Below are 24973 nucleotides of genomic sequence, written 5' to 3' on the forward strand. Positions count from 1 at the left end.
CTAGGATATTCTCGTGAATACCATGGTTTTCGACACCCGCCTGGCCACGAAAAACGACCTGAAGCCGCTGGCCACGCAAGACGGCCGCCAAGCGGGCGCCGACACCACGCAAGTCATAATCCTTCGCTTCAATCGTGCGGCAGGTATCCGCCTGCCGCCCTACGTTGTCTTCTATTCTTCCTATGCTAAATGTCGTCATTCTTGCCGCCGGACTGGGCAAACGCATGCAGTCCGATCTTCCTAAAGTGCTGCATTCCCTGGCCGGCAAACCCATGCTCGAGCACGTGCTCGACAGCGCCAGCCAACTCGAGCCCGGCCGCATCGTGGTGGTGGTGGGCCACGGCGCCGACCGCGTGCGGGGGGCTTTCGAAGGCCGTCCCGGCCTGAGCTTCGCCCTGCAGCAGCCGCAGCATGGCACGGGCCATGCGGTGCAGCAGGCCGTGCCCCTGCTGCAGGAGGACGGCAGCGATGACGTCACCCTGGTGCTGTACGGCGACGTGCCCCTGGTGCAGCCGGAAACGCTGCGCCGCCTGCTGCAGGCGCGCGGGCAGGGCGCCGCGGTGCTGACCGAAATCCTGGACGACGCCACTGGCTACGGGCGCATCGTGCGCGACGACAAGGGCCAGGTGTTGCGCATCGTCGAACACAAAGACGCCAGCGAAGCCGAGCGCGCCATCAGCGAAGTCAACACCGGCATTCTGGTGGCGCCCACGGCCAAACTGAAAGACTGGCTGGGCCGCATCGACAACAACAATGCCCAGGGCGAGTACTACCTGACCGACGTCATCGGCCTGGCCGTGGCCGACGGCGTGCCGGTGGGCGCGGCCCAGCCCGATGCCGGCTGGGAAACGCTGGGCGTCAACAGCCGCGTGCAGCAGGCCGAACTGGAGCGCCGCTGGCAGCACGAACAGGCCCGGCGCCTGCTCGAGGCCGGCGTCACGTTGGCCGACCCCGCGCGTTTCGACGTGCGCGGATCGCTGGCTTGCGGCCGCGACGTGTTCATCGACGTGGGCTGCGTGTTCGAAGGCAAGGTCGAACTGGCCGACGGCGTGCGCGTGGGCCCGCACTGCGTGCTGCGCGACGCGTCGATCGGCGCGGGCACGCATATCGAAGCCTTCAGCCACGTGCAACAAGCCACCGTGGGCGGCGATGCGCGCATCGGCCCGTACGCGCGCCTGCGTCCCGGCGCCAAGCTGGGCGACCGCACCCACGTGGGCAACTTTGTTGAAATCAAGAACAGCGTGCTGGACGTCGACAGCAAGGCCAACCACCTGGCCTACATTGGCGATGCCGATATCGGGGCGCGCGTGAACGTGGGCGCGGGCACCATTACCTGCAATTACGACGGCGCCAATAAATTCCGCACCGTCATCGAAGACGATGCGTTCATCGGGTCCGACACCCAACTGGTGGCGCCCGTGCGCGTGGGCCGCGGCGCCACGCTGGGCGCGGGCACCACCCTGACCCGCGATGCGCCCGCCGAGAAGCTGACCGTCTCGCGCCCCAAGCAGACCACGATCGAGGGCTGGAAGCGTCCCCAGAAGAAATCGTGAGCGCCGGGCCAGCGGCCTCGTCCGGGCCGAACGCGCGCCAGCCGCTGCCTGACGGCCTGCCCACGCCCCGACGCTACTGGGCGGCCGCCACGGTGCTTACCGGCATCAGCCTGTCGGTGTTGGACACCACCATTGCCAACGTGGCGCTGCCCACGATCGCGGCCGATCTGGACGCCCTGCCGTCGCAGGCGGTATGGGTCGTCAACGCCTACAACCTGGCGGTGGTGGTGCTGCTGCTGCCGCTGTCGGCGTTGGCCGAGCGTGTTGGATTCAAGCGCATGTTCACCATCGGCCTGTCGCTGTTCGCGCTGGCTTCGCTATCGGGCGCCCTGTCGCAATCGTTGTGGCAATTGACCCTGGCGCGCGTGGTGCAGGGCGTGGGCGCCGCGACGCTGATGTGCATGTTCGGCGGGCTGGTGCGCAATATCTACCCCTTGCACATGCTGGGGCGCGGCATCAGCATCAACGCCACCACGGTCGCGGTCATGTCGGTGCTGGGTCCCACGCTGGGTTCCGTCATTCTGGAAATCGCCCACTGGCGCTGGATCTTCGCCATCAACCTGCCCATCTGCGTGGCTGTGATGTTCGGCCTGCGCCACCTGCCCGAGGTGCCGCGCAACAACGTCAAACTCGACTGGCTGAGCGCCCTGCTGTGCATGCTGACGCTGGGCGTGTTCATCTCGGGCGTGGATACCCTGGGCCAGAATGCCTGGCGCGGCGGCCTGATGATATTGCTGGCCACGGTGGCCGGCTGGCTGCTGGTGCGGCGTGCCGGCAAACAGCCGGCGCCGCTGGTGCCGGTGGATTTGCTGGGCATCCGGCCCCTGGCATTCGCCGTGGCGGCGTCGGCCTGCACTTTCGCCGCTCAGATGGCGTCCTTCGTATCGCTGCCGTTTTATTTCCAGCAGGTGCTGGGGCGGCCTTATCTTGAGGTGGGTTTGCTGATGGGCGCCTGGCCGGTGGGCACCGCCATCGTGGCTCCGTTGGCGGGCCGCATGTCGGACCGCTATTCGGCGGCCATGCTCAGCGGCGTGGGGGCCGCCGCCATGGTGCTGGGCCTGGGCGTGCTGGCCTTCCTGCCGCTGACCGCGTCCAACCCCTGGATCATGGTCGCCATGTTCATCACGGGCATGGGCTTCGGGTTTTTCCAGACACCCAACAATCGCGCCATGCTGTCATCGGCGCCGCGCCAGCGCAGTGGCGCCGCGGGCGGGCTGCAGGCCACCACCCGCGTGTTCGGCCAGAGCTTCGGCACGGCGCTGGTGGCCATTGCGTTCGGCATGGGCGGCGCCAGCGGCCCGACCCTGGCCCTGGTGGCCGCTACCTTGTGCGCGGCCTTGGCGGTAGGCGTGAATGCGGTGCGGGTTAACAAGCTGAAAGTGGTTTGAGTATCAGCCGCGGCGTGCCGAGCCGTGTTCGACTTCAGCGTGGCGCCGCGCGATCAGCGAGGCCCGCTCGCGCATCATGGCCACAATCTGGGGCAGCCGCCGGGCATTGAGCCGGTCGGCCATGGCGGTGATGGTCACCGCGGCCAGCGGCACCCCATCGGCCTTGCGTACCGGCACTGCAATGGCGCTGGTGCCCGGCATCAAGCCATGCGGGGCATGGGCGATGCCCTCGGCCCTGGCAGTTTCCACGCGCCGCATCAGTTCCTGAGTGCTTTCGCCCATGACTTCCAGGCGGCGCTGGTTCGAGCGGATCAGCGCGTCGCTTTCCTTGCGAGGCAGGCAGGACAGCAGCGCGACTCCCGATACGCCGATACCCAAGGGGCGGCGCACGCCCACTTCAATCGATAGAACCTGGATGGGATAAAGGCCCGTCTTGCGGCCGATGCAGATTGAATCCGCGCCGTGCCGCACGCTCAGGAAAACCGTGTCCCCCGCTTGTTCCGCCAGGTCGGCCAGGTACGGGTCGGCAATCGTCAGCAAGGGGAAGCGGCGCGTGCGCGCCAGGCCCAGCAGCGTGACTTCGGGCCCGATCAGGTAGTGCCGGGTGGCCGGATCTTGCGTAATCGCGCCTTCCTGCGCCAGCGTCTTCAGCAGGCGATGCACGGTGGGCTGGTTCAGGCCCGACATCTGCACCAGGTCGGTCAGGCGCACGCCACGTTCCTGTCCGCATGCCACCAGCCGCAGCAAGGCAATGGCGCGGCGTACGGTCTGGCTGCCGCCGCCATCTTCGAGTTCGGCTGGGGCGGTGGGGGGCTTGGGACTCATTCGGCCTTGGAAGTCAGGATGGTTTTCGGGGTCTGGGCGATGGCGGCCTTGGTGACGATGGGCCCCAGCCCTGCATAGTTCGGCCCGGCCAGCCGGGCCACCGGCCGTAGCATGGCCGTGTCGATTTTGCCGTCGCGCAGCAGGCCGTCGCGCACGTGCACCACCAGTACCTCGCCCACGAAGAATTCGGCGCCCGTGTCGCCAAAGGGAATGATGCTGTGCAGCCGGCATTCCATGCTGATGGGTGCGGCCTGCAGCCGCGGTGGCACGACCATGGCGCTGGGCTGCAGGGCCAGCCCCAGCAGCTCTGGTTCGCTGGTGTCGGCGGGATACTCGACGGCGCTTTGGTGGATGGCGTCGATCATCGTCTCGTCGCCGATATTGACCACGAACTCGCGCGCCGCATGGATATTGCGGGCCGTGTCCTTGCGCACGCCCGCCTTGCGGCCCATGTTGATGCCCACCATCGGCGGTTTGTTCGACACGAAGGTAAAACAACTGAATGGGGCCAGGTTCACCACGCCCTCGTGGCCCTGGGTGGTGACCCAGGCGATAGGGCGCGGAACCACCACGCCCGTCATCAGGCGGTAGGTTTGTTCGGGATTCAGGTCGGCGCAGCGGATTTGTGTCATGGCTGTTGGAATAATAGTCCAATTATCGGACTTTTTATAGAGAGTAAAGGGAATCAATAGCCCAGAATAGCGCCTTGATTTCTGATTCAGAATATCAATTCACATAAGGAAACGACGAATGTCCTTTGCCAATAAAGTCCATTATTTGGATTTTTTTTGGCGATTTTTGTTGTAGGCGGCCGGCCGCATCACTACATTGCGGGTCTACCAGCACGGTTGCCGTACGGCGCGCAGGTGGCGCCCGCGGTGCCCGGCATAACAACAGCACGCCCGGCCAGGAGACAACACATGAAACATTCCCTTTTGCGCAGCCTGTTCGCATTGACCGCATTCGTCGCTTTCGCCGCGCATGCCGCGTGGCCCGACAAGCCCGTGCGCATCGTGGTTCCGTATCCGCCCGGCGGCAACGTCGACGTGGCGGCGCGCATCATCGCACCGGGGCTGCAAAAGGCCTTCGGCCAGCCATTCATCGTCGACAACAAGCCTGGCGCGGGCGGCACCATCGCGGCCGAAAGCGTGGCGCGCTCGGCGCCCGATGGCTACACCCTGTTCCTGGGCGCGAACGGCCCGCTGCTGTTCAGCCCCGTCATTTTCGGGCGCGCCGACTACAAATGGGACCAGGAGTTCGAGCCCATCAGCTCGGTTTCATACACCCCGCTGGTGCTGCAAGTGCGGCCGTCATTGCCCGTGAAAAACCTGGGCGAACTGCTGCAGCTTGCAAAAAAAGACCCCAACAAGCTGAACATGGCGTCGCCGGGTGCGGGTACCACCAACCACCTGGTCAGTGAGCTGCTGCAGTCGATCACGGGCGCGCACTGGACCACCGTGCACTACAAGGGCAATGCCCCCGCCACCACCGACCTGCTGGGCGGACAGGTGGATTTCAACTTCGACCAGGTGTCCGTTGCGCTGCCTTTCATCAAGGAAGGCAAGGTGCGCGGCCTGGCCGTCAGTACCGCCGAGCGTGTGCCGTCGCTGCCCGATGTTCCCACTTTCGCCGAAGCCGGCGTCCAGGGCATGGAAGCATCGACGTTCACCGGCATGGTCGCGCCCAAAGGCACGCCGGCCGACATTACTCACCGCATCAGCCAGGAACTGATCAAGATCCTGGGCCAGCAGGAAGTGAAAGACAAGTTCGCGGCGCTGGGCGCGCAAGCCAGCGGCAGCACGCCAGAGAATTTCGCGGCGTATATCTCGAAAGAAGACGCGCGCTGGATTCCCATCATCAAGAAAGCGGGCATCAAGGCCAACTGAGCCCGCCCGTTCCATTCCTTTTGCTTGCACCTACACAATGAAGCGCACCAGTATCTACGCAGACGGGTTCAGCCACAAGAACCCTATTCCGGCGGCTTGCCGCATCGGCGGCATGCTGTATTCGGGCAGCATCCAGGGCACCGACCCCGCCACGGGCGAGTACGGCGCCACGCTCGAGGCGCAATGCGAGCTGATGTTCGAACACGTGCGGCGCATCGTGCTGGCTGGCGGGGGAACGCCGGAAAACATCATCAAGATGACGGTATGGATGAACGACCGCTCGCAGCGCGCCGCGCTGAATGTGCCCTGGCTGAAGATGTTTCCCGACAGCGCTTCCCGGCCGGCGCGCCACACCATGCAGGCCGCCCTGGACGGCGGCAAGCTGATCGAATGCGATTTCATCGCAGTCATAGCCTGAGGACGCCATGCCGGATTATTTGCCGTTCCACCCCCAGCCCAGCGCACCCGGCCGGCCCTTGCCGCCGCTAAGCTGCGATAGCCAGTTCCACGTCTTCGGGCCGCGCAGCCAGTATCCCGTGCGCGCCGGCGCCGCCTACGAGATGCCCACCGCCACCATCGACGTTGCGCTGCGCCTGCACCGCACCCTGGGCATCGAGCGCGGCGTGATCGTGCAGGCCACCACCTACGGCGCCGACCACCAAGTGGTGCTGGACGGCCTGGCCGCCGCCGGCCCCAATTACCGGGGCTGCGCCAATGCCGCCGTGCTGCTGGAATGCGACGACGCCTATCTGGACCGCCTGCACGCCGCCGGCGTGCGCGGCGCGCGCTTCACCCGCCAGGCGCTGGGCATCGTGATGACACCGGCGGATTTCCAGCGCGCCATTGCCCGCATCCGCGAACTGGGCTGGTACGCCAAGTTCCAGCCCGAGCCCGAAGGCATCATGGACCAGGTTTCCCTGTTCGACAGCCTGGACATTCCGGTGCTGATCGACCACATGGGCCGTGCCGACCCCGCCCGGGACGGCGACGATCCCACCCTGCGCAAGCTGGTCGAGCTGCTGGGGCGCGGCAACTTCTGGGTGATGCTGTCGCTGACGGAAAAGCTGTCGCGCCAGGGTTACCCCTGGGACGACGTGGTGCCCGTGGCGCAGGCCTGCATCCAGGCCGCGCCCGATCGCGTGGTGTGGGGCAGCGACTGGCCCCATCCCGTGTCCGTCAAGGCCACGCCCGACGAGGGGCGCCTGGTGGATCAGTTGTTCCGCTATGCGGGCAATGACGCCACCTTGAAGCAGATCCTGGTCGACAACCCTGCCACCCTGTTCGGATTCGATCGATGAAACTGATTTCTTTCCTGGCCGGCGGCCATGCGCGCTTCGGCGTTGTGACCGAACACGGGGTGGTGGACATGACCGATCGCCTTGGCGGCGGTGTGTCCTCGCTGCGCGCGGTGCTGGGCTCGGACTCCGCCCTGGCGCACATGCGCGAACTTGCCGGTACCGTCGCCCCAGATCTCGACATTGCCAGCCTCGCACTGCTTGCGCCCATTCCCGACCCGGGCAAGATCATCTGCGTGGGCGTCAACTACGGCAAGCGCAACGAAGAATACCGCGATGGCACTGCGGCACCGGCCTACCCCAGCGTGTTCCCGCGATTCCCGGCTTCGTTCGTGGCGCACGGCCAGCCGCTGCTGCGCCCGCGCGAATCCGCGCAGCTGGACTACGAGGGCGAGATCGCCATCGTCATCGGCAAAGGCGGCAGGCGTATCGCGGAAGACCAGGCGGAATCCCATATCGCCGGCCTGACCTGCCTGAACGAAGGCACGGTGCGCGACTGGGTGCGCCATGGCAAGTTCAACGTTACCCAGGGCAAGAATTTCGACGCCAGCGGGGCCGTCGGCCCCTGGCTTGTCACCGCCGATGAGTTCGACGGCTACGACAACCTGACCGTCACCACGCGCGTCAACGGCGAAGTGCGGCAACACGACTCCACCGCCAACCTGATGTTCTCGTTCCGCTATTTGATTCACTACATCTCGACCTGGACGGCATTGCAGCCGGGCGACATCATTTCCACGGGCACGCCCGTGGGCGCGGGCGTACGTTTCGATCCGCCGCGCTTCCTGCAGCCCGGCGACCGCGTCGAGGTCGAGGTATCGGGAGTGGGCGTGCTGGCGAACAGCGTCGCCGACGAAGCGGAGGCCGCGCCATGCTGAGCCAGGCCGACCGCCAGGAAGCCGCGCGCCTGTTACTGCAGGCCGAGCGTACGGCCGTGCCCGTCACGCAACTGGACCAGACCTTTCCGGACATCGACATCGCGGATGCCTACGCCATTCAGCAAGAGGCCATCGCCGCCAGAATCGCCGCCGGCGCGCGCCTGCGCGGCCACAAGATCGGCCTGACCTCGAAAGCCATGCAAAGCACCGTGGGCATAGACGAGCCCGATTACGGCCACTTGCTGGACGACATGTTCTACGACGACGGCGACAAGATCGAGGTCGGCCGGTTCATCGTACCGCGCGTCGAGGTGGAACTGGCGTTCATCCTGGGCCGGCCATTGAGCGGCCCGGGCGTGACGCTGACGGATGTGCTGGGTGCCACGGAATACGTGGTGCCCGCCCTGGAGCTGATCGACGGGCGCAGCAAATATCCACGCCGCATCGTGGACAACATCGCCGACAACGCCGCCTGCGCCGGCATCATCCTGGGCGGCCGGCCGGTGCGGCCCTTCGACATCGACCTGCGCTGGGTGGCGGCGCTGCTGTACAAGAACGGCGTGATTGAAGAATCGGGCGTGTCGGCCGCGGTGCTGGGCCACCCCGGCATGGGAGTGGCTTGGCTGGCCAACAAGCTGGCGCCCTTCGGCACCAGTCTCGAGGCGGGGCATGTGGTGCTGGCGGGGTCTTTCACGCGCACCGTGGCCGTGGCCCAGGGCGACACCATCCACGCCGACTACGGCCCAATGGGCAGCATCAGCGTCCAGTTCGTCTAGGAAGCGGCCCACCCCGGCGCGTGCGGCACTGCGCCCTTATAATGCGCCCAAATACCTACCATTTGGGCGTTGCGCATGAAAATCACGGTTATAGGCACAGGCTACGTGGGGCTGGTTTCGGGCGCCTGCCTGGCCGACATGGGCAACGACGTCATCTGCCTGGATGTCGATGCCGCCAAGATCCAGATGCTGCAGCAGGGCGGCATACCCATCTACGAGCCCGGCCTGGATGAACTGGTCAAGCGCAATGCGCAGGCCGGCCGCCTGCGCTTTACCGTAGACATCGCCGAAAGCGTGGCGTTTGGCGATGTGCAATTCATTGCCGTGGGCACTCCGCCCGGTGAAGACGGGTCCGCAGACCTGCAGCATGTGCTGTCCGCCGCGCGCAATATTGCCCGCCACATGACCACCCGTAAGGTGGTGGTCGACAAGTCCACCGTGCCCGTGGGCACCGCCGACAAGGTGTGCCAGGCCATGGCCGACGTGCTGGCCGAGCGCGGCGCCGACGTGCCCTTCAGCGTGGCCTCGAATCCCGAATTCCTGAAAGAGGGCGCGGCCATCAAAGATTTCATGAGCCCCGACCGCATCATCGTCGGGGCCGACGACGACTACACCATCGACGTCATGCGGCGCATTTACGCGCCGTTCCAGCGCACGCACGAACGCCTGATGGTCATGGACGTGCGCTCGGCCGAACTGACCAAGTACGCCGCCAACGCCATGCTGGCCACGCGTATTTCGTTCATGAACGAAATGGCCAACCTGGCCGAGGCGCTGGGCGCCGACGTAGAGCAGGTACGCCGCGGCATCGGTGCCGACCCGCGTATCGGCTACCACTTTTTGTACCCTGGCGTGGGCTACGGCGGGTCGTGCTTTCCCAAAGACGTGCAGGCGCTGGTACAAACCGCCGCCGAACATGGCTTGCCCATGCGTGTGGTGTCGGCCGCCGAAGCCGCCAACGGCGCGCAAAAACTGCGCCTGTCGCAGAAAGTGGTGGCGCGCTTCGGCGAAGACTTGTCGGGCCGCACCTTCGCGCTGTGGGGCCTGGCGTTCAAGCCCAACACCGACGATATGCGCGAGGCCCCCAGCCTGACGGCCATCGCCGAACTCACGCGCCGCGGCGCCCGCGTGCGGGCCTACGACCCTATCGCCATGCCGCATTCCCGCGAACTGCTGGCGCAGAATACGGCGGTGGAATTCGCCGACGACATGTACCAGGCGCTGGACGGCGCCGACGGCCTGTTGATCGCCACCGAATGGAAGGTATTCCGCGCGCCCGACCTGGAACGCGTGCGCGCGTTGCTGAAAACCCCGCTGGTCATCGACGGCCGCAACCTGTACGTGCCCGCCGAGATGACGGCCCAGGGCTTCGAATACCAAGGCATTGGGCGTGCATGAAGATCCTGCAGCTCAATTTCGAGAAAGGCTGGCGGGGCGGCGAACGCCAGACGCTGTACTGCATGCGCGCGTTCCGCGCCGCCGGCCACCAGGTTGAATTGCTATGCCGCCAGGGTGGGCCGCTGCAGGCCCGCGCTGGCGAAGAAGGCTTCGCGGCGCACGGCGTGCGCAACGTGCCGGGCCAACTGGCGTTCCTGGCCGGCGCGGGGCGCCGCTACGACATCGTGCATGCCCAGACGGCCAATACCGTTACCTGGGCCGTGCTGACCAAGCTGCTGCATCGCCGCCCGGTGGTGTTTTCGCGCCGCACCTCGTTCGAGGTGAAGCGGGGCGAAGAATGGAAAACCGGCACCAAGTGGCGTTGCGTCGACGGCTTCGTGGCCATCAGTGAAATGGCCGCGGCCGAGCCGCGCCGGCTGGGCGTGCGGCCCGCCATCATCCGCAGCGCGGTCGAACCGCACGTGGTCAGCCAGGATAACGTCGACAGGCTGGTCGGCGAACTGGGCCTGCAGGGCAAGAAGGTGCTGGCCACATCCGCCGCGCTGATCCGCGACAAAGACCCGGTAACCCTGATCCGCGCCGTGGGCGAGCTGGCCCGTGCGCGCAGCGATTTCGTGTTCGTGCACTTCGGCGCCGGGGGCAACCGCGAAGCCGAGGCGCGCGCCGAAGTGCAGGCGCTGGGACTGCAGAACGTATACCTGTTCGCGGGTTTCCGCAAAGGCATCGAAGACTTCTACAGCATCTTCGACGTGTTCGTCATGAGCTCGGTGGAAGAGGCCCTGGGCAGCAGCGTGCTGGACGCCTTCCTGCAGCGCGTGCCGGTAGTGTCCACCGATGCCGGCGGCCTGAAAGAAAGCCTGGCCGACGGCCGCGGCGTGCTGTGCCCGGCGGGCGACGCGCACGCCCTGGCGCAAGGCATGGCGCGCTGCCTGGACGACGCCGAATTCCGCGCCGCCTGCACCCAGCGCGCCTACGACTACGTGCGCACCGAGCACGACGTTACCGAAATGGGCCGGCGCTACCTGATCCTGTTCGAGCACCTGCTGGCCAAGCGCCGGGGGCGGTGAACGAGGCAGGGCACGCCAAGTGTCTGGTTCCCATGACGCGACCTTAGGCGGCCGCGGCGAGTTTTCGCGGGTATTGCCGGGTGTCTGGCTCCCGTCAGGGTGCCAGACACCGTTGTCTGCCGCCGCGCTATCACCCCGCCACGTCTATCCGCGTTTCGAACTTGGCCCGGTGCACCGAGAAAAACGTGCGCACGTTGCGCACATTGGCCTGCGCCGTGAACGCCCGATGCACCAGGGCATGGTAGGCCGGCATGTCCCGCACCTGCGCCACCACCACGAAATCCGGCCCCGGCGACACGCGGTAGCACTGCAGCACCGCCGGCTCGTCCAGCAGGCTGCGCTCGAAAGCGTCCAGGCTTTCCGCCGCCTGCACGTCCAGGGTGATCTCGACAATTGCCGTCAACGTGCTGCCCAACTTCTCGGGCGCCAGTATCGCCACCTGCCGCGCAATGACCCCGGATTCCACCAGCCGCCGTACCCGCCGCAGGCAGGTTGGCGGCGAAGCATGCACGCGCGCCGCCAGTTCCTGGTTGGTCAGGGCGCAGTCATCTTGCAGCTGATCCAGGATGCGGCGGTCCAGATCGTCCAGCTCAATGGGCTGAATAGACGATTCATGCATATTTATTTCTTAAAAATAGATAAAACGAAAGAATATTTAATCACGTTTGTGTAAGAAAATCGACGTTCATATAGAGGACAAATAAGAAATCAAATTTCAGGCCAGCCAGGGCACAATGCGCCGATACGCAAATTACCGGAGAGATTCCTATGTGCGGCATTGTTGGCGCCGTCGCCCAGCGCGACATCACCCCCATCCTGGTCGAAGGCCTGAAGCGGCTGGAATACCGCGGCTACGACTCGTGCGGCGTGGCGCTGTACATCGACGGCCACCTGCGCCGCACCCGCAGCACCGAGCGCGTGGCCGAACTGGCCGACCAGATCGCGCAGGACAAGCTGGCCGGCTTCACCGGCATCGCCCACACCCGCTGGGCCACCCACGGCGTGCCGGCCACGCATAACGCCCACCCGCATTTCTCGCACCTGGGCAAAGACGAGCCGCGCATCGCCCTGGTCCACAACGGTATCATCGAGAACCACGATGACCTGCGCAACGAACTAAAGGCCGCCGGCTACGTGTTCGAAAGCCAGACCGACACCGAAGTAATCGCCCACCTGGTCAACCACCTGTACAACGGCGACCTGTTCGAGGCCGTGCAACAAGCCGTGCGCCGCCTGCATGGCGCCTACGCCATCGCCGTGTTCTGCCGCGACGAGCCGCACCGTGTAGTGGGCGCCCGCCAGGGCTCGCCCCTGGTGGTGGGCGTGGGCCAGAACGAGAATTTCCTGGCGTCCGACGCTCTGGCCCTGGCCGGCACTACCGACCAGATCATCTACCTTGAAGACGGCGACGTGGTCGACCTGCAGCTGTCGCGCGTGTGGATTACCGACACCGAGGGCAAGCCCGTGCAGCGCAAGGTGCATAGCGTGCAAGTGCACACCGGCGCCGCGGAACTCGGCCCGTATCGCCACTATATGCAGAAAGAAATCTTCGAACAGCCGCGCGCCGTGGGCGACACGCTGGCCGACATCGAAGCCATCACCCCCGAATTGTTCGGCGACGATGCGCACAAGGTGTTCAAGAACATAGATTCGCTGCTCATCCTGGCTTGCGGCACCAGCTACTACGCCGGCCTGACCGCCAAATACTGGATCGAGTCCATCGCCAAAGTGCCGGTGGCCGTGGAAATTGCCAGCGAATACCGCTACCGCGACAGCGTGCCCAACCCGCGCAGTCTGGTCGTCACCATCTCGCAATCCGGCGAAACCGCCGACACCCTGGCTGCCTTGAAGCACGCGCGTTCGCTGGGCATGGAGCAGACGCTGACCATCTGCAACGTGGCCACCAGCGCCATGGTGCGCGAGTGCAAGCTGTCGTACATCACGCGCGCCGGCGTGGAAATCGGCGTGGCGTCCACCAAGGCATTCACCACCCAGCTGACTGCCCTGTTCCTGTTGACGCTGGTGCTGGCCAAGACGCGCGGCCAACTGACCGCCGAGCAGGAAACCGAGCACATGAAGGCGCTGCGCCATTTACCCGCCGCCATCGGATCGGTGCTGGCGCTGGAACCGCAGATCATGGCCTGGGCCGATCGTTTCGCCAGCAAGGAAGACGCCTTGTTCCTGGGCCGTGGCATGCATTACCCCATTGCCCTGGAAGGCGCGCTGAAGCTGAAGGAAATCAGCTACATCCACGCCGAGGCCTACCCGGCCGGTGAACTGAAGCACGGCCCGCTGGCGCTGGTTACCGACCAGATGCCCGTCGTGACCATCGCGCCGAAAGACTCGTTGCTGGAAAAGCTGAAGTCCAACATGCAGGAAGTGCGCGCGCGCGGCGGCGAGCTGTATGTGTTCGCCGACGCCGACAGCCGCATCGCCAGCGAAGACGGCATGCACGTGATCCGCATGCCCGAGCATTACGGCATGCTGTCGCCCATTCTGCACACCGTGCCGCTGCAACTGCTGTCGTATCACACGGCGTGCGCGCGGGGCACCGATGTGGACAAGCCGCGGAACCTGGCTAAGAGTGTGACGGTGGAGTAGGGGCGGTGGCCAGGGCAACCTGGCTTTCAGTCAGAAACAAGGCCTGCGTATGGGTCATAGTGCCAACCCAAACTCTGTTTCGGGGGCCATTGTGGCGACTGGCACTGAGCAACGTAAAATGTCAGCCCTCCAGCCTCTACATGCTCCCCTTATGAACCTTGAACGACTGCGTCGCGAATTTCCCGACTTCGACATAACAACCCTGCCGCCCCTACCCGACGGGTATTTCGACTCCTCAAGCTACATCGATGCAGCTCCTTCATTCGAGAACGCGGAGCGCGGTTTGAAAGTGTATGTCGACTACGCCAACTATGCCGACCGCGAATCTGGCAGGAGCCAGCGCTTCTGCGTTTCTCGCTACGACGAGGAAGCTGGCGACTTCGAGGACGTAGCCCTGTCGACTAACGATTGGGCCGAAGTCACGCGCTTCCTGACTGCCTGAACCCCTCGCCAGGGGCGATCGGTTTCCGCTCCGATCGTCGGGTGATCGACCCCGCGCAATGCGGGGCATGAGGCGGTTTTCAATTCGGCTTTATCCCCGCCTCTTTCACAACAGCGGCCCATCGCGCGATTTCGTTTCGCACATACTGGTCGGCTTCCTGGGGCGAGCCCGTCTTTACTTCGGCGCCCAGTTCGGCCAGCTTGCCGGCCAGGCGGTCGCCGCGCAGTATCGTATTCAAACCCTGGTTCAGGGTGTCCACGACATCGGCGGGGGTCTGGGCGGGTGCCAGCAGCACGAACCAACCCATGACATCGAATCCTGGGTAGCCGCTTTCCGCAACGGTGGGCCGGTCGGGCAGCAGGCTGGACCGTTTTGCCGTGGTCACGGCCAGCGCATCGACCTTGCCGCTCTTGATGTGCGGCAGCATGACGGCGATGTTGTCGAACATCATGCCGGTCCGGCCGGCGATCAGGTCCGGCAGCGCCGCCGAGCTGCCTTTGTAGGGCACATGCAGGATGTCGACGTCGGCGGACTTTTTGAACAATTCGCCGGCCAGGTGCTGGCCGGTACCGGGGCTGGCCGATGCGAACGCCACTTCGCCCGGGTGCTGCTTCAGATAACGGGTCAGGTCGCCCACTGAGCCATGGGGCAGCTTGGGGTTGACGACCAGCACATAAGGCGTGGTGGCCACCATGCCGATGGCCGTGAATGCGTTTGCGGTGTCGAACGGCAAAGTCGGGTACAGCGAGGCGTTCACGGCGTGGCTGCTGGGCGCGAACAGCAAGGTGTTGCCATCGGGCGCCGCCTGGGCCACGGACGACGCGGCGATGTTGCCGCTGGCTCCGGCGCGGTTCTCGACGATGACGTCGCGGCCTATTTGCGTGCTCAATTCGTTGGCGATCAGCCGCGCCATGACGTCGGTGGTGCCGCCGGGCGGGAACCCGACTTCCAGGCGAATGGGAGGCGCTGCCTGCAGGGGCGTGTGCAAGGCCGACAGACAGGCCAGTGTGGCAAGCGCGCGCATGGGGCGCAGAAAGAATCCGTGCATGGGGTGTCTCCTCCGGGTAATGCGGTAGTTGTTCTTAGTGATTCTCTACCGGCGCAAGTGTCAGTGTTTCACCGTGCGCGGTGCGAATCACCAGGTATGAAAGTGGTGTTGCCTGATCGGGGACGCCGCGATGCTGGCTTCGCCGGTCCGCCAGCGGCGCCCCTTGAGGGGATGAGCCCGGACTTCACGACACCGCGGCCAGCGCGTTCTTGAGCGATGCGCCGTCTTCCTGTTCTGGCTTGATCACGTAGCCTGATTTTTCGCCGCGCATCGAGCAGCGCATCATGTGGCGGGCCTGGCTTTGGTCAAAGTCCTTCAATGCGATGTGCAGGGTGCAACGGTTGTCCCACATGACGACATCGTTCAACGCCCATTGGTGCCGGTAGACGAATTCCGGCGAGGTGGCGTGGCTGTTCAGGAATTGCAGCAAGGGACGGCTTTCTTCTTCGGTCATGCCCACGAAGTTGCGGATACGCTCGCTGACGAACAGCAGCTTGCGGCCAGTTTCCGGGTGCGTGCGCACCACGGGGTGGGCAATGGGGGGATTGGCGCGCTTCATTTCGGCGATCTGGGCCGGGTCGCGGCGCTCGAATCCCTTGATCAAGGTGATGTCGTGCACGGCTTCCAGCGATTCGACAAAGTCGCGCAGCACCGGGCTGAGCGTTTCGTAGGCCATGTACATATTGGCGAACATGGTGTCGCCTCCTACGGCCGGCTTTTCTTTGCACATCAGCACCGAGCCCTTGGCGGGCCGGTCGGTATAGGTAAGGTCGGCATGCCAGTTGCGTCCGGTATTGCGGGTTTCCGACGGCTTGCCGTTACGGGGCTTGTTGGATACCAGCAGCACCTCGGGATAGTCCGGGTCGCGGTAATAGGGCACGTTGTCATTGCGTTCGACTTCGCCCATCTGGGCCGTGAAGGCAATCAGTTCCGGTGCATTCAGGTTCTGGTCCGGAAATACCAGCACCAGGTGCTGGTGCCAGGCTGCCTGAACCGCGGCGGCCTGTTCGGGCGGCAAAGGCCGCCGCAGATCCAGCCCGGTAACCCGGGCGCCCGCTGCATAGCCCAGCGGGGTGACATTGATATTGGTCATGACAGTCTCCTTGATCCGGCGGCAGCGGCCGCTGGATGCAGTATATTAAAGTCGATTGTCGTTTGTCGACAAAAATATAACTGTCCCGAGCAGCCCAGTTTCCGCGGCCGGCCCTCGCCCTGGCCGACGGTATACTGGCCGCCAACCCCTCCCGCACCAGAGAGTCCATGTCCGGCGCGAACGCCTATTTCGAGAAAGAATCGACCCGAATTGGCCGCCTGGCCAAATCCCTGCCTGAACAAGTGGCCGAATCCTTGTTGGCCGCCATTCACGATGGCGCGATCGCGCCCGGCGAGCGGTTGAAAGAAGAAATCTACGCAGAGCGGTTCGCCGTCAGCCGCAGCACCGTGCGCGAAGCCATGGCGTTGCTGGAACGGCGCGGCGTGGTCGAACGCGTTCCCCGGTATGGAGTGCGGGTGATCGCGGTGGATGCGGAGGAAATCGAAGAAATCTTCAATATCCGCGCGCAGTTGCTGGGGTTGGCCGCTCGCTTGGTAACCGAGAAACCGCCAGAAGGCTTCGTAGCCCAATTGGTGGAACGGGCAGCCGATTTGCGGAAGCTGGCCGATGCCGCCGACACGGCCCCGGGCGATTACGCCAGCCTGTCCATTGATACCCAACGCATGCTGATGGGCGCGTGCCCGGGCAAGCGGCTGCGAACGATATACGAAGGGCTCAGCGACCAGGCGTTATGGCGCTATGCGATACGGGAAAAATCCATCAGTTTCAGTACCCAGCAAAGACGGCGCGAGTCGGCCGCGGACTGGACACGATTGGCGCAGGCAGTGGCGGCTTCAGAAGGCGCGGCCGCGGAGTCGGCTGCCAAGGAACTGTTGCTGGCGTCGTATCGGGCGGTTGTGGTTGCCTTGGGGGCGGACGGAAAGGCTTAGCGGCGGTGCGCAAGATGTTTCCTGGCTGCTGCCAGCTTCCGCAAGAAAGACATAATGACCTCGCCCAGCCGGCTTGGTTCGTCGTACGGCAGTCCATGCCCAATAAGTTGAACCAACTCATGAAAACCGGGGGTTGGAGGCCTGAGCACTTTGAATGCTTCGGGCCTGGTCTGGAGTCTTGCTTCGACCAGAGATTTGACGATCTCGGCGGAGCGGCAGGGGTTTCGTTGGCGCTCCCGGGCGAGCAGGTCAGGCCTTGCCGCCTCTCGAGAGCTCTTTGCATGAATTGGGGAATACCTACCGGAACCTGGTGCCGGTCATCCTGTCTATCGACGAAACGCCTCGTGGGCTGCCGCGCGGGGGCGGGCACCAAGAGGGATACGTCTATATGCGACGCCTGCACAAGACGGATGGGCGCCCGTATCGTGTGATCTCTCTTTACATCTATCGCCCGTTATTTGCCCTGGCGCCCGAGAGGTTCCGAAATCGTGGCGTCATTCCAGTAATGCTGGACTTGGACGCCTTGCCCATTGCGCGCGCCCACCAAACACTGACCATCGGCGAGGCGGACACCGAAACGGCGTCTTTATTGCATGTGCCGAAGGATGCGCCGGTAAGGACGGCTCGCCTACCGCCGCGTGTCATCCAATATCAGATCGGACGCTTTTTCAGCCACCATCATTACCGCCGCCTGGATATTGCCCGATACCATGGACGGCATGACAGATGCGTCCACCACGCGCAAGCCTTGCAGTCCTATTACCCGCAGCCTGGGGTCTACCACAGCACGGTCATCGGTTCCCATGCGGCAGGTGCCGACGGGATGGTAGATGGATTGGCCATTTCCGCGGGCGAAATCCAGCCATTGTTCGTCGGTAGAGGTGCTTGTCCCGGGGCTCATTTCATGGTCGATATAGTGCCGCATGGCGGGTTGGCCGACAATATCCCGGGCCAGTCGCATGCCGCGCACCAGGCATTCCTGATCCTCCGCGGCAGACAGGAAATTCGGGCGGATCGATGGCTGGCAGCCGGGATCCGCGGACTTGATGTGGATGGATCCAGTTGATTCCGGGCGCAGTTGGGAAACGCCGATGGTCATGCCTGGTTTGCGGTCCAGGATGCGCTGGGCCGCATTGGCGTAGCTGGCATGCACAAAGAAGTACTGGCAGTCCGGCTCGGCAAGCTGTGGCTGTGTTTTCACGAACGCGTTTACCAGGCCGGTACCCAGTGTCAATATGCCGGTGCGGGTAGCGCCGTAGCGCAGCGCCGCCATGGCCAGCCGCCAGCCGCGGGCCATTTCATTGAGCGTGACAGTGTTCTTGATGCGCCAGTTCATGCGCGTGGCGTAGTGGTCGATGTAGTTCTCGCCCACGCCTGGCAAGGCATGGCGCAGGGGCACGCCCAGCGATGCCAGCAAGCCGGGCTGGCCGATACCGGAAAGTTCCAGCACCTGCGGCGATTGCACTGCTCCGGCGGATACGATGACTTCGGCGTTCGCCCGCGCACTAATCTGCTGGTTGCCCACCCGATAGGTCACACCGGCGCAGCGTTGGCCGTCGAGATCCAGCCGCAACACCAGGGCGTTGGTGGTCACGGTGAGATTGGGGCGCGCCATCGCAGGGCGCAGATAGGCATCGTAGGCGCTCCATCTACGCCCCTTGCGTTGCGTAACTTGATAAAAGCCCACGCCGAACTGTTGTGCGCCGTTGTAGTCGTCGTTGTACGGTAGCCCCGATGCCTTGGCGGCATCGATGAAGGCACTGGCAATGGGAAAGCGTTCCCGCACGCGTTCGACATGCATGGGCCCCTCGTTTCCACGCTGAGGACTGTTTTCGGCATAGTTCTCGATGCGTCGAAAATAAGGGGCCACGGCCTGGTAGCCCCAGCCATCCGCGCCCAGTTTCTGCCAGGCGTCGTAGTCGCACGGACGCCCTTGCACGTAGATCATTCCGTTGATCAGCGTCGAGCCGCCCAGCCCCTTGCCCCTTGGAATGGCGATTACTCGCTGTTTGGTGCCGGATTCGGCCTCGCTGCTGAAACGCCAGTTGTAGCGCTTGTTCACCAGCAGTTTGCTGAATCCGGCGGGGATACTGATCCAGGGGCTGCTGGGCTTGCCACCGGCCTCCAGCAGCAAGACGCGGAATCGGCCCGTGGCGGTCAGCCGGTTGGCGAGAACGCAGCCCGCGGTACCGCCGCCGACGATGATGTAGTCGTATTGATTCATGAAGCGGCGTGTCCGTATGGAAGGTTACTTGCTGAGTTGAACCTTGGCTGCCTGCAGCAACTTGGGCCAGCGGGCGCGCTCCATCTCGATCAGGTCGTGCAGGGCCTTGCCATCACTGAGTTGAGGGTCTGCCCCCATGGACGCAAGCGAATCCATGAAGTCCTTGCTTGATTTGAGCGAAGCGATGGCGCTTTCCAGCTTGGCCACGATTGCCGGATCCATGCTGGCGGGGCCAAACAGTGCGAACCATGCCGTCACGTCAAAATCGCTTAATCCCTGCTCCTGAACCGTTGGAACGTCCGGCAGAGACGGAGCCCGGCTGGCGCTGGTCACGGCCAATGCCGTCAGCTTGCCCGACTGGATGAAAGGCAGCACCGAAGTGAGATTGTCGAATCCATAATCCACTTCTCCGCTGAGCAGGGCGGTGATCTCCGGAGCCGCGCCCTGGTAGGGAACGTGCGTGGACTCGGCCCCGATCCGGGCCTTGAAGAGTTCGCCAGTCAGGTGTGGGCCATTACCTACGCCGGTAGAACCAAAGAAGGTATCTTTGTCGCTCTTCACATGCGATATCAGATCGCGCAGCGATTTGATCGAAGACTTCCCATTCACGAAGATCACGTTGGGCACAGCAGCCAGTACGCTGATCGGGGTGATATCGGTGCGCGAATCGTAGGGGATGTTCGTGTACGACACATAGTTCAGGGCCAGGTTGCCCGCCGTACCGACACCCAATGTATAGCCATCCGGCGCCGCCTTTGCCACGATGGCCGCGCCTACATTGCCGCCGGCGCCGGGTTTGTTTTCCACGACGATAGACTGTCCCAGCTTGGCCGAAAGTTCCTTCGCCAGCCGTCTGGCCATCAAGTCGGTCGTGCCGCCAGGCGGGTAGGCGACGACGAACCGGATGGGCCGTTCCGGGTAGGCGGCCGATGCCGTCGCGGGAGCCGCGAAGAAGGCCGTCAAAAGCAGGGCGCACAGTCCGCGCATCAGCGGTTTGGTAAACATAGTCTCTCTCCTGGGTATAGGTATGGTTATGCCGGGAAGGTTCGCGCTTTCCCGGAGATCGCTACTGCTGCTTGAACACTGTCCAGGCCTGCGCCTCGCGGTGATCGCCGCCGTCGTCGGCCAGCTCTACGATCAGGCGTTCTATCGTTGCCTGAAAACGGAACGGCGGTTTGTAGTTTTCGCTAAGTGGGACCCCGGCAAGCCCGCAGGTCAGGCCCGCCGTGGTGCTGTATGTCCACCACATCTTGGGAAGGTCGATCGCGGCGGCGCGCGCGCCTTCAATGATCATCTCCATCGTGCCCGCGTTCTGTCCGCTGCGGGTAAACCGGATCTCGACAGAGGCGTCCCCCATGGGCAGGTCCGCCTGCATCTGATAAGAAACGGATTCGGTGTACACGTACTCGTATACCAGCTGGCCGCCGCGTGCATACAGGGCGAAACCGGCGAACCGGCTACCCCACGAGAAAACCACGCCCTCGGTGTCTTTTTGCAGGCCCTTCAGAATGGCAGTGATCGAATAGCTGCGGTCACTGATCTCTGGCACCAGGAAGCGATCCACGCGCGCCATGTCAGGCAGGAATTCGTACCGCGACCGTTTCGAGGTGAACAGGAATTCCCTGGCGCGCTCGGATTCGCGGTCATCCAGCGGCAAGACCCCGTATACATCGGCCTGCTGCCACCAGCGGTCCTGCATCTCCTTGAGCTTGTCGGCATGGCTTTGCGACAAATCGTTGGTTTCGGTGAAGTCCTCGTCGAGTTTATAAAGCTCCCAACGATCTTCCGTATCGTAATCGTGGCCTTTCTTGTGGCGCACGACAGCCTTCCAGCCTTCGTGCCAAACCGCGCGGTCGCCCAGCAGTTCGAAATATTGTGTCGTCTTGTTGGTGGGGGCCTGGCTGGCGTCGAAGCTGTAGCGCATGCTTTCGCCATGGACAGGCAACTGCTCGATGCCGTTATAGGTAGTCGGGGCTTCTACGCCGATGCAGTCCAACACCGTGGGCACAATGTCGACCACGTGGTGGAACTGCGTGCGGACTTCTCCGCGGGCCTTGATGCCGGCGGGCCAGTGCATGATCAGGGGGGCACGGATGCCGCCGCCATGTGTGTCCTTCTTGTACCACTTCAGGGGGGTATTCGATACCTGGGCCCATCCCATGGGGTAGTGGCTGAACGAGTATTCGCCGCCTATCGTATCCAGCTTGCCCAGGGCATCTGCCACGGTCTCCTGTTCATGCGTCATATGTTTGCGCATGTTGATGGCGCCAGTGGGACCGCCTTCGGGGCTGGCGCCATTGTCCGACACAAGCACAATCAGGGTGTTGTCCAACTGCCCGATTGCTTCCAGGAAATCGACCAGGCGGCCGATCTCGTTGTCGGTGTGCTCCAGGAACGCGGAATAGGTTTCCTGCAGACGGCAGCCCAGTTTGCGCATGTCCGCCGGCACATCTTCCCAGGCGTCGACGCCGGGGTTGCGGCCGGCCATCGTGGCGGATGCGGGCACGATACCCATGGCCTTCTGCCGCTTGAAGCGCTCGTCGCGAATGGTGTCCCATCCCTTGTCGTAGCCGCCCCGATAGCCCTGTATGTAGGAATCGGGCACCTGGTGCGGCCAATGGCACGCGCCGAATGCCAGGTATGTGAAGAACGGCTTGGCGTCCGACGACGTGACATGGTCGCGGATATGGCCGATGGCATGATCTACCAGATCTGTCGACAGGTGGTAGTCTGGTTCAGGTGTCTTGTGGAAAGGGTGATTGTCTTCGTAAAGCTCCGGATTCCACTGATCGATCAGTGCACCGTGAAAACCATACCAGCGCGAGAATCCACGGCCCAGAGGCCAGTCGCCGTGGGGCCCCGAAGCGCCGTAGTCGGCCATATTCGTCAAGTGCCATTTGCCCGACGCATAGCAGCCATAGGCGTGGTCGCCGAGGATCTCGGGCAGTGTGGCGGCTTTTCTGGTGATTCTGCCCTGATAGGCGGGATAGCCATTGGCCCATTCGGAAATGATGCCCACGCCCACCGAGTGCGCATTACGGCCTGTCATCAGGCAGGCGCGGGTGGGCGAACACATGGCCGTGACATGAAAGTTGCTGTACCGCAGCCCGCCAGCCGCCAGCGCATCCATGCGCGGCGTCCGGATCTCTGATCCGTAGCAACCCAGGTCGGAGAACCCCACGTCATCCAGCACGATGAACACGACATTGGGCGCGTCTTTCGGCGCGCTGGATTTGCGTGGCCAATCCGGGCTGGAGTCCTTGTAGGTCTTGCCTATTACTCCGTTGAAGGGGGCTTCTGGTGATCCTGGCACGGCGATGTCTCCTGCGTGATTAAAAACCTCGGGCAGACTATAGATTGGTGTACCCATAAAGTATTGGTACACTTTCGGGCAACAGTTGCTACCGCAGGGCCTGCCTCCAGCCCAGCGTTTACACAATGGCCACCTTCAAGCCGCTGACCCGCCAGATCGCAGACCAGATCCGGCTGCAGATCGCCCGCGGCCACTTCATGCCCGAATCCAAGCTGCCCTCGCTGCGCACTTATGCGCAGCTGCAGGGTGTGGCCAAGAACACAGTGGTTCAGGCGTTCGAATTGCTGGTTGAGGAGGGCGTGCTGGAGCCTCGGCGCGGGTCGGGCTATTACGTGACGGGTGCGCGGGGTGCGCCGCTATCGGCCGACAGCTGGGCGCCCGCCCTGGACCAGGCGCTGGCCGCGGTGGGTATCGACCGGTCGCAGTTCCACGCCCTGGGCGGCAGCCCCTCGATGGGAGACGGCCTGCCGCCGTCGGAGTGGCTGTCCACCTGCCGGCTGGATCGCTACATGCAGAAAATCGGCCGCAGCGGGCTGGGCACCATATTTCGCTATGGCGACCCGTTCGGTTACCTGCCGCTGCGGCAAAGCATCGCGCGAAAACTCGACGCTTACGGGATACGCGCGCAAACCGACCAGATCATCCTGACGCAGGGGTCGTATCAGGCTGTCGACATCGTGATCCGCCGCTTCGTGCGGTCCGGCGACGCCGTGCTGATCGACGTTCCGGGTTTCTACCCCACCTATAACAAACTGCGGTTGCAGGGCGCGAATATCGTGGGCATTCCCAGAAACCCGGACGGCCCCGATCTGGCGGCATTGAGCCGGGCCATCAAGAAGTTCCGGCCCAGGCTATTCCTGACCCAGTCCACTGGGCACAATCCTACCGGCAGCGATATTACGAAGGAAGCCGCCACCGAAGTGATGAGCCTGGCTTCCCAGGCCGGAATGCTGGTGCTGGACGACGATGCGCTGGCGGATTTCAAGCCGCCACGCTGCCTGCGCCTTGCGCGCCTGGATCGGGAGTTCGACCATTCCATCTATGTGGGAAGCTTTTCCAAGAGCCTGTCCAGCGTGGTCAGGGTGGGGTTCCTGGTTTGCGCGCCGGCGCTTGCCCGTGAACTGGTGGAAGTCAAGACAACGCTGTCGCTGAACAGTTCGCCTTATGCCGAACGCACGGTTGAGGCCGTGATCACGGAAGGGCGTTTTGAACGGCATGTTGTCGACCTTCAAAACCGGGCCAGGCGCGCTACCCAATACGCGCTGGCGATGTTCGAGCAGCATGGGGCAACGGTGTTCTGCTCGCCGCAGTCCACCTTGTTTTTATGGGCGCGGCTGCCGGGCATAAATGATGCCACCGCGTTTGCCAAAAGGCTGCTGGAACGCGGCATAACGCTTGCGCCGGGCGCCATATTCCAGCCAGACAGCAGCCAACGCTCGCCCTGGTTCCGCTTCAATGTCGGGTTCATGGAATGCACCGATCATATGGAAGCGGTCTGGGACGAGATAGGGCGGTGGAAATGACCCGGCGCCGGTCAGCGCGGCGCCATCAATGCAGCGCCTCCAGCGTGGCCCGCAGCCGCGTGGCTTGCTGCGCGATCTGGGCCGGCATCTGGTCCAGCCGCTGCTTCTGGTCGGCCGCCGTATGGGTGGGTTGTACGCCCTGCAGGCGCACCGCGAACAGCGTGGGGCCGGCCACGCCCAGCGTGGCTTCGGTCTGGTAGCCCAGCCGGTCGACCAGGGTGGGGCTGATGCCCTGCGATTTCTGGATGGCCCGCACCGCCAGGCCCACGGGGGTGTAGCCCAGCAGGCGCGTGCGTGGCAAGGTAAGCATGACGTCGGTAAGAGCAATGCGCACCACCATGCTGTCCGGACCCGGCTGGTCAACCACCGGGTAGCGGCGTGATGGGTCTTTCAGGAAGGCCTGCCGGAACGAGGCGGTCAGGGCGCCGATTTCCGTTGCCGTCAGCCCTTTATACGGCGAATCCGGCGACACCCATACCTCGATGGGCGCCAGATAGATCGACTTGATGCGCTGCCGCTGCTCGGCATAGTGGGGGGTTACATAGCGCGATAGCCCGGGCGTGCCGGCAACGGGGCGCAGCAGCTTCGCGTCGGTGAAGAACGCTGAGCTGTCGGCCCGGTAGCCCTGGTGGGCGGCGGGCGCGGCGCACCCGGCAAGCAATCCACATGACAGCGCGATGATGGCGGCACGCATGGGGCGAGTCTCCTGAAGGAAAAAGGGGAAGGGGCCAGGCAACGCCGTGTTTTATCACGGGTTTGCTGCAGGCAGTGAT

Annotated in this window: 23 protein-coding genes and 1 pseudogene; 14 read left to right on the forward strand and 10 right to left on the reverse strand. The window is 64.0% G+C overall.

Annotated elements, in window-relative coordinates; genetic code table 11:
• Positions 1–199 (reverse strand): hypothetical protein (locus LPZ50_RS03090; protein ID WP_230657391.1); only part of this gene is annotated, 199 nt, incomplete at its 3' end.
• Between LPZ50_RS03090 and glmU the strand changes: the two genes are divergently transcribed.
• Both glmU and LPZ50_RS03100 read left to right on the forward strand, forming a co-directional pair.
• On the forward strand, positions 183–1553 hold the full coding sequence (glmU, locus tag LPZ50_RS03095; RefSeq protein ID WP_230657394.1) for a bifunctional UDP-N-acetylglucosamine diphosphorylase/glucosamine-1-phosphate N-acetyltransferase GlmU: 1371 nt from the start codon (positions 183–185) through the stop codon (positions 1551–1553). The genes LPZ50_RS03090 and glmU overlap by 17 nt on opposite strands.
• Positions 1550–2941 (forward strand): MFS transporter, encoded by a 1392-nt coding sequence (locus LPZ50_RS03100; RefSeq protein ID WP_230657397.1) that lies wholly within the window; start codon positions 1550–1552, stop codon positions 2939–2941. Before glmU ends, LPZ50_RS03100 begins: the two co-directional genes overlap by 4 nt.
• 3 nt (positions 2942–2944) lie before the next feature.
• Here LPZ50_RS03100 and LPZ50_RS03105 read toward each other — a convergent pair whose 3' ends face one another.
• Both LPZ50_RS03105 and LPZ50_RS03110 read right to left on the reverse strand, forming a co-directional pair.
• Complete coding sequence (locus LPZ50_RS03105; protein ID WP_230657399.1) at positions 2945–3766, reverse strand: IclR family transcriptional regulator; 822 nt, start codon at positions 3764–3766, stop codon at positions 2945–2947.
• A complete protein-coding gene (locus LPZ50_RS03110) occupies positions 3763–4398 on the reverse strand; it encodes a flavin reductase family protein (protein ID WP_230657401.1) in 636 nt (211 codons plus the stop codon). The genes LPZ50_RS03105 and LPZ50_RS03110 overlap by 4 nt, the downstream gene beginning before the upstream one ends.
• A gap of 288 nt (positions 4399–4686) precedes the next feature.
• Here LPZ50_RS03110 and LPZ50_RS03115 point away from each other — a divergent pair, with 288 nt between their 5' ends.
• The 7 genes from LPZ50_RS03115 (at position 4687) to LPZ50_RS03145 (ending at position 11066) form a co-directional block, all read left to right on the forward strand.
• Positions 4687–5652 (forward strand): Bug family tripartite tricarboxylate transporter substrate binding protein, encoded by a 966-nt coding sequence (locus LPZ50_RS03115; RefSeq protein ID WP_230657404.1) that lies wholly within the window; start codon positions 4687–4689, stop codon positions 5650–5652.
• A 37-nt stretch (positions 5653–5689) separates the two neighbouring features.
• The gene (locus tag LPZ50_RS03120) at positions 5690–6070 is read left to right on the forward strand and encodes a RidA family protein (protein ID WP_230657406.1); all 381 of its coding nucleotides are present in this window, start codon (positions 5690–5692) and stop codon (positions 6068–6070) included.
• Between the two features lie 7 nt (positions 6071–6077).
• The gene (locus tag LPZ50_RS03125; RefSeq protein WP_230657408.1) at positions 6078–6950 is read left to right on the forward strand and encodes an amidohydrolase family protein; all 873 of its coding nucleotides are present in this window, start codon (positions 6078–6080) and stop codon (positions 6948–6950) included.
• On the forward strand, positions 6947–7825 hold the full coding sequence (locus tag LPZ50_RS03130) for a fumarylacetoacetate hydrolase family protein (RefSeq protein ID WP_230657410.1): 879 nt from the start codon (positions 6947–6949) through the stop codon (positions 7823–7825). The genes LPZ50_RS03125 and LPZ50_RS03130 overlap by 4 nt, the downstream gene beginning before the upstream one ends.
• Positions 7819–8601, forward strand: a complete 783-nt coding sequence (gene hpaH / locus LPZ50_RS03135; RefSeq protein WP_230657411.1) for a 2-oxo-hept-4-ene-1,7-dioate hydratase — start codon at positions 7819–7821, stop codon at positions 8599–8601. The genes LPZ50_RS03130 and hpaH overlap by 7 nt, the downstream gene beginning before the upstream one ends.
• A 75-nt stretch (positions 8602–8676) precedes the next feature.
• Positions 8677–9999: a UDP-glucose dehydrogenase family protein gene (locus LPZ50_RS03140; RefSeq protein ID WP_230657414.1), complete on the forward strand. Its 1323-nt coding sequence runs from the start codon at positions 8677–8679 to the stop codon at positions 9997–9999.
• Positions 9996–11066, forward strand: coding sequence for a glycosyltransferase family 4 protein (locus tag LPZ50_RS03145; protein WP_230657417.1), 1071 nt, complete (start codon positions 9996–9998; stop codon positions 11064–11066). The genes LPZ50_RS03140 and LPZ50_RS03145 overlap by 4 nt, the downstream gene beginning before the upstream one ends.
• Positions 11067–11196: 130 nt before the next feature.
• On the opposite strand, the gene LPZ50_RS03150 is transcribed toward LPZ50_RS03145, so the two are convergent.
• Entirely contained in the window at positions 11197–11685 is a 489-nt protein-coding gene (locus tag LPZ50_RS03150) for an Lrp/AsnC family transcriptional regulator (protein WP_230657420.1), read from the reverse strand.
• Positions 11686–11834: 149 nt separating this feature from the next.
• Between LPZ50_RS03150 and glmS the strand changes: the two genes are divergently transcribed.
• Complete coding sequence (gene glmS, locus LPZ50_RS03155) at positions 11835–13667, forward strand: glutamine--fructose-6-phosphate transaminase (isomerizing) (RefSeq protein WP_230657422.1); 1833 nt, start codon at positions 11835–11837, stop codon at positions 13665–13667.
• Positions 13668–13818: 151 nt separating this feature from the next.
• Positions 13819–14109, forward strand: a complete 291-nt coding sequence (locus LPZ50_RS03160) for a hypothetical protein (RefSeq protein WP_230657425.1) — start codon at positions 13819–13821, stop codon at positions 14107–14109.
• 79 nt (positions 14110–14188) lie between these two features.
• Here the strand turns inward: LPZ50_RS03160 and LPZ50_RS03165 are convergent, their stop codons facing one another.
• Both LPZ50_RS03165 and LPZ50_RS03170 read right to left on the reverse strand, forming a co-directional pair.
• Entirely contained in the window at positions 14189–15157 is a 969-nt protein-coding gene (locus LPZ50_RS03165) for a tripartite tricarboxylate transporter substrate binding protein (protein ID WP_230657429.1), read from the reverse strand.
• A 184-nt stretch (positions 15158–15341) separates the two neighbouring features.
• Positions 15342–16250 (reverse strand): TauD/TfdA dioxygenase family protein, encoded by a 909-nt coding sequence (locus LPZ50_RS03170; RefSeq protein ID WP_230657432.1) that lies wholly within the window; start codon positions 16248–16250, stop codon positions 15342–15344.
• Between the two features lie 167 nt (positions 16251–16417).
• Between LPZ50_RS03170 and LPZ50_RS03175 the strand changes: the two genes are divergently transcribed.
• On the forward strand, positions 16418–17140 hold the full coding sequence (locus LPZ50_RS03175; protein ID WP_230657435.1) for a GntR family transcriptional regulator: 723 nt from the start codon (positions 16418–16420) through the stop codon (positions 17138–17140).
• 310 nt (positions 17141–17450) lie between these two features.
• Positions 17451–17744, forward strand: a pseudogene (locus tag LPZ50_RS25460) (UTRA domain-containing protein); the annotation flags it as partial.
• 24 nt (positions 17745–17768) lie between these two features.
• On the opposite strand, the gene LPZ50_RS03180 reads toward LPZ50_RS25460, so the two are convergent.
• From LPZ50_RS03180 to LPZ50_RS03190, 3 genes are all read right to left on the reverse strand, one after another.
• Positions 17769–19364 carry a GMC family oxidoreductase gene (locus LPZ50_RS03180; protein WP_230657437.1) on the reverse strand — a complete coding sequence of 532 codons (1596 nt, stop codon included), beginning with the start codon at positions 19362–19364 and terminating at the stop codon, positions 17769–17771.
• A 24-nt stretch (positions 19365–19388) separates the two neighbouring features.
• Complete coding sequence (locus LPZ50_RS03185) at positions 19389–20369, reverse strand: Bug family tripartite tricarboxylate transporter substrate binding protein (RefSeq protein ID WP_230657439.1); 981 nt, start codon at positions 20367–20369, stop codon at positions 19389–19391.
• A gap of 61 nt (positions 20370–20430) precedes the next feature.
• Positions 20431–22677, reverse strand: coding sequence for an arylsulfatase (locus LPZ50_RS03190; protein WP_230657441.1), 2247 nt, complete (start codon positions 22675–22677; stop codon positions 20431–20433).
• A 125-nt stretch (positions 22678–22802) separates the two neighbouring features.
• Between LPZ50_RS03190 and LPZ50_RS03195 the strand changes: the two genes are divergently transcribed.
• Positions 22803–24200, forward strand: a complete 1398-nt coding sequence (locus LPZ50_RS03195; RefSeq protein ID WP_230657442.1) for a PLP-dependent aminotransferase family protein — start codon at positions 22803–22805, stop codon at positions 24198–24200.
• A 25-nt stretch (positions 24201–24225) separates the two neighbouring features.
• Here LPZ50_RS03195 and LPZ50_RS03200 read toward each other — a convergent pair whose 3' ends face one another.
• On the reverse strand, positions 24226–24894 hold the full coding sequence (locus LPZ50_RS03200) for a DUF3313 family protein (RefSeq protein ID WP_230657444.1): 669 nt from the start codon (positions 24892–24894) through the stop codon (positions 24226–24228).
• Positions 24895–24973: the final 79 nt, after the last annotated feature.

Origin of the sequence: Bordetella petrii, assembly GCF_020991325.1 — a bacterium.
Lineage (GTDB): Bacteria > Pseudomonadota > Gammaproteobacteria > Burkholderiales > Burkholderiaceae_B > Bordetella_A > Bordetella_A petrii_E.

Excerpts from the sequence above, each read along its gene's own strand:
- glmU (WP_230657394.1), top strand. The coding sequence starts at position 183 with ATGCTAAATGTCGTCATTCTTGCCGCCGGACTGGGCAAACGCATGCAG.
- LPZ50_RS03105 (WP_230657399.1), bottom strand. The coding sequence starts at position 3,766 with ATGAGTCCCAAGCCCCCCACCGCCCCAGCCGAACTCGAAGATGGCGGC.
- LPZ50_RS03110 (WP_230657401.1), bottom strand. The coding sequence starts at position 4,398 with ATGACACAAATCCGCTGCGCCGACCTGAATCCCGAACAAACCTACCGC.
- LPZ50_RS03115 (WP_230657404.1), top strand. The coding sequence starts at position 4,687 with ATGAAACATTCCCTTTTGCGCAGCCTGTTCGCATTGACCGCATTCGTC.
- LPZ50_RS03120 (WP_230657406.1), top strand. The coding sequence starts at position 5,690 with ATGAAGCGCACCAGTATCTACGCAGACGGGTTCAGCCACAAGAACCCT.
- LPZ50_RS03125 (WP_230657408.1), top strand. The coding sequence starts at position 6,078 with ATGCCGGATTATTTGCCGTTCCACCCCCAGCCCAGCGCACCCGGCCGG.
- LPZ50_RS03130 (WP_230657410.1), top strand. The coding sequence starts at position 6,947 with ATGAAACTGATTTCTTTCCTGGCCGGCGGCCATGCGCGCTTCGGCGTT.
- hpaH (WP_230657411.1), top strand. The coding sequence starts at position 7,819 with ATGCTGAGCCAGGCCGACCGCCAGGAAGCCGCGCGCCTGTTACTGCAG.
- LPZ50_RS03140 (WP_230657414.1), top strand. The coding sequence starts at position 8,677 with ATGAAAATCACGGTTATAGGCACAGGCTACGTGGGGCTGGTTTCGGGC.
- LPZ50_RS03145 (WP_230657417.1), top strand. The coding sequence starts at position 9,996 with ATGAAGATCCTGCAGCTCAATTTCGAGAAAGGCTGGCGGGGCGGCGAA.
- LPZ50_RS03150 (WP_230657420.1), bottom strand. The coding sequence starts at position 11,685 with ATGCATGAATCGTCTATTCAGCCCATTGAGCTGGACGATCTGGACCGC.
- glmS (WP_230657422.1), top strand. The coding sequence starts at position 11,835 with ATGTGCGGCATTGTTGGCGCCGTCGCCCAGCGCGACATCACCCCCATC.
- LPZ50_RS03160 (WP_230657425.1), top strand. The coding sequence starts at position 13,819 with ATGAACCTTGAACGACTGCGTCGCGAATTTCCCGACTTCGACATAACA.
- LPZ50_RS03165 (WP_230657429.1), bottom strand. The coding sequence starts at position 15,157 with ATGCACGGATTCTTTCTGCGCCCCATGCGCGCGCTTGCCACACTGGCC.
- LPZ50_RS03170 (WP_230657432.1), bottom strand. The coding sequence starts at position 16,250 with ATGACCAATATCAATGTCACCCCGCTGGGCTATGCAGCGGGCGCCCGG.
- LPZ50_RS03175 (WP_230657435.1), top strand. The coding sequence starts at position 16,418 with ATGTCCGGCGCGAACGCCTATTTCGAGAAAGAATCGACCCGAATTGGC.
- LPZ50_RS03180 (WP_230657437.1), bottom strand. The coding sequence starts at position 19,364 with ATGAATCAATACGACTACATCATCGTCGGCGGCGGTACCGCGGGCTGC.
- LPZ50_RS03185 (WP_230657439.1), bottom strand. The coding sequence starts at position 20,369 with ATGTTTACCAAACCGCTGATGCGCGGACTGTGCGCCCTGCTTTTGACG.
- LPZ50_RS03195 (WP_230657442.1), top strand. The coding sequence starts at position 22,803 with ATGGCCACCTTCAAGCCGCTGACCCGCCAGATCGCAGACCAGATCCGG.
- LPZ50_RS03200 (WP_230657444.1), bottom strand. The coding sequence starts at position 24,894 with ATGCGTGCCGCCATCATCGCGCTGTCATGTGGATTGCTTGCCGGGTGC.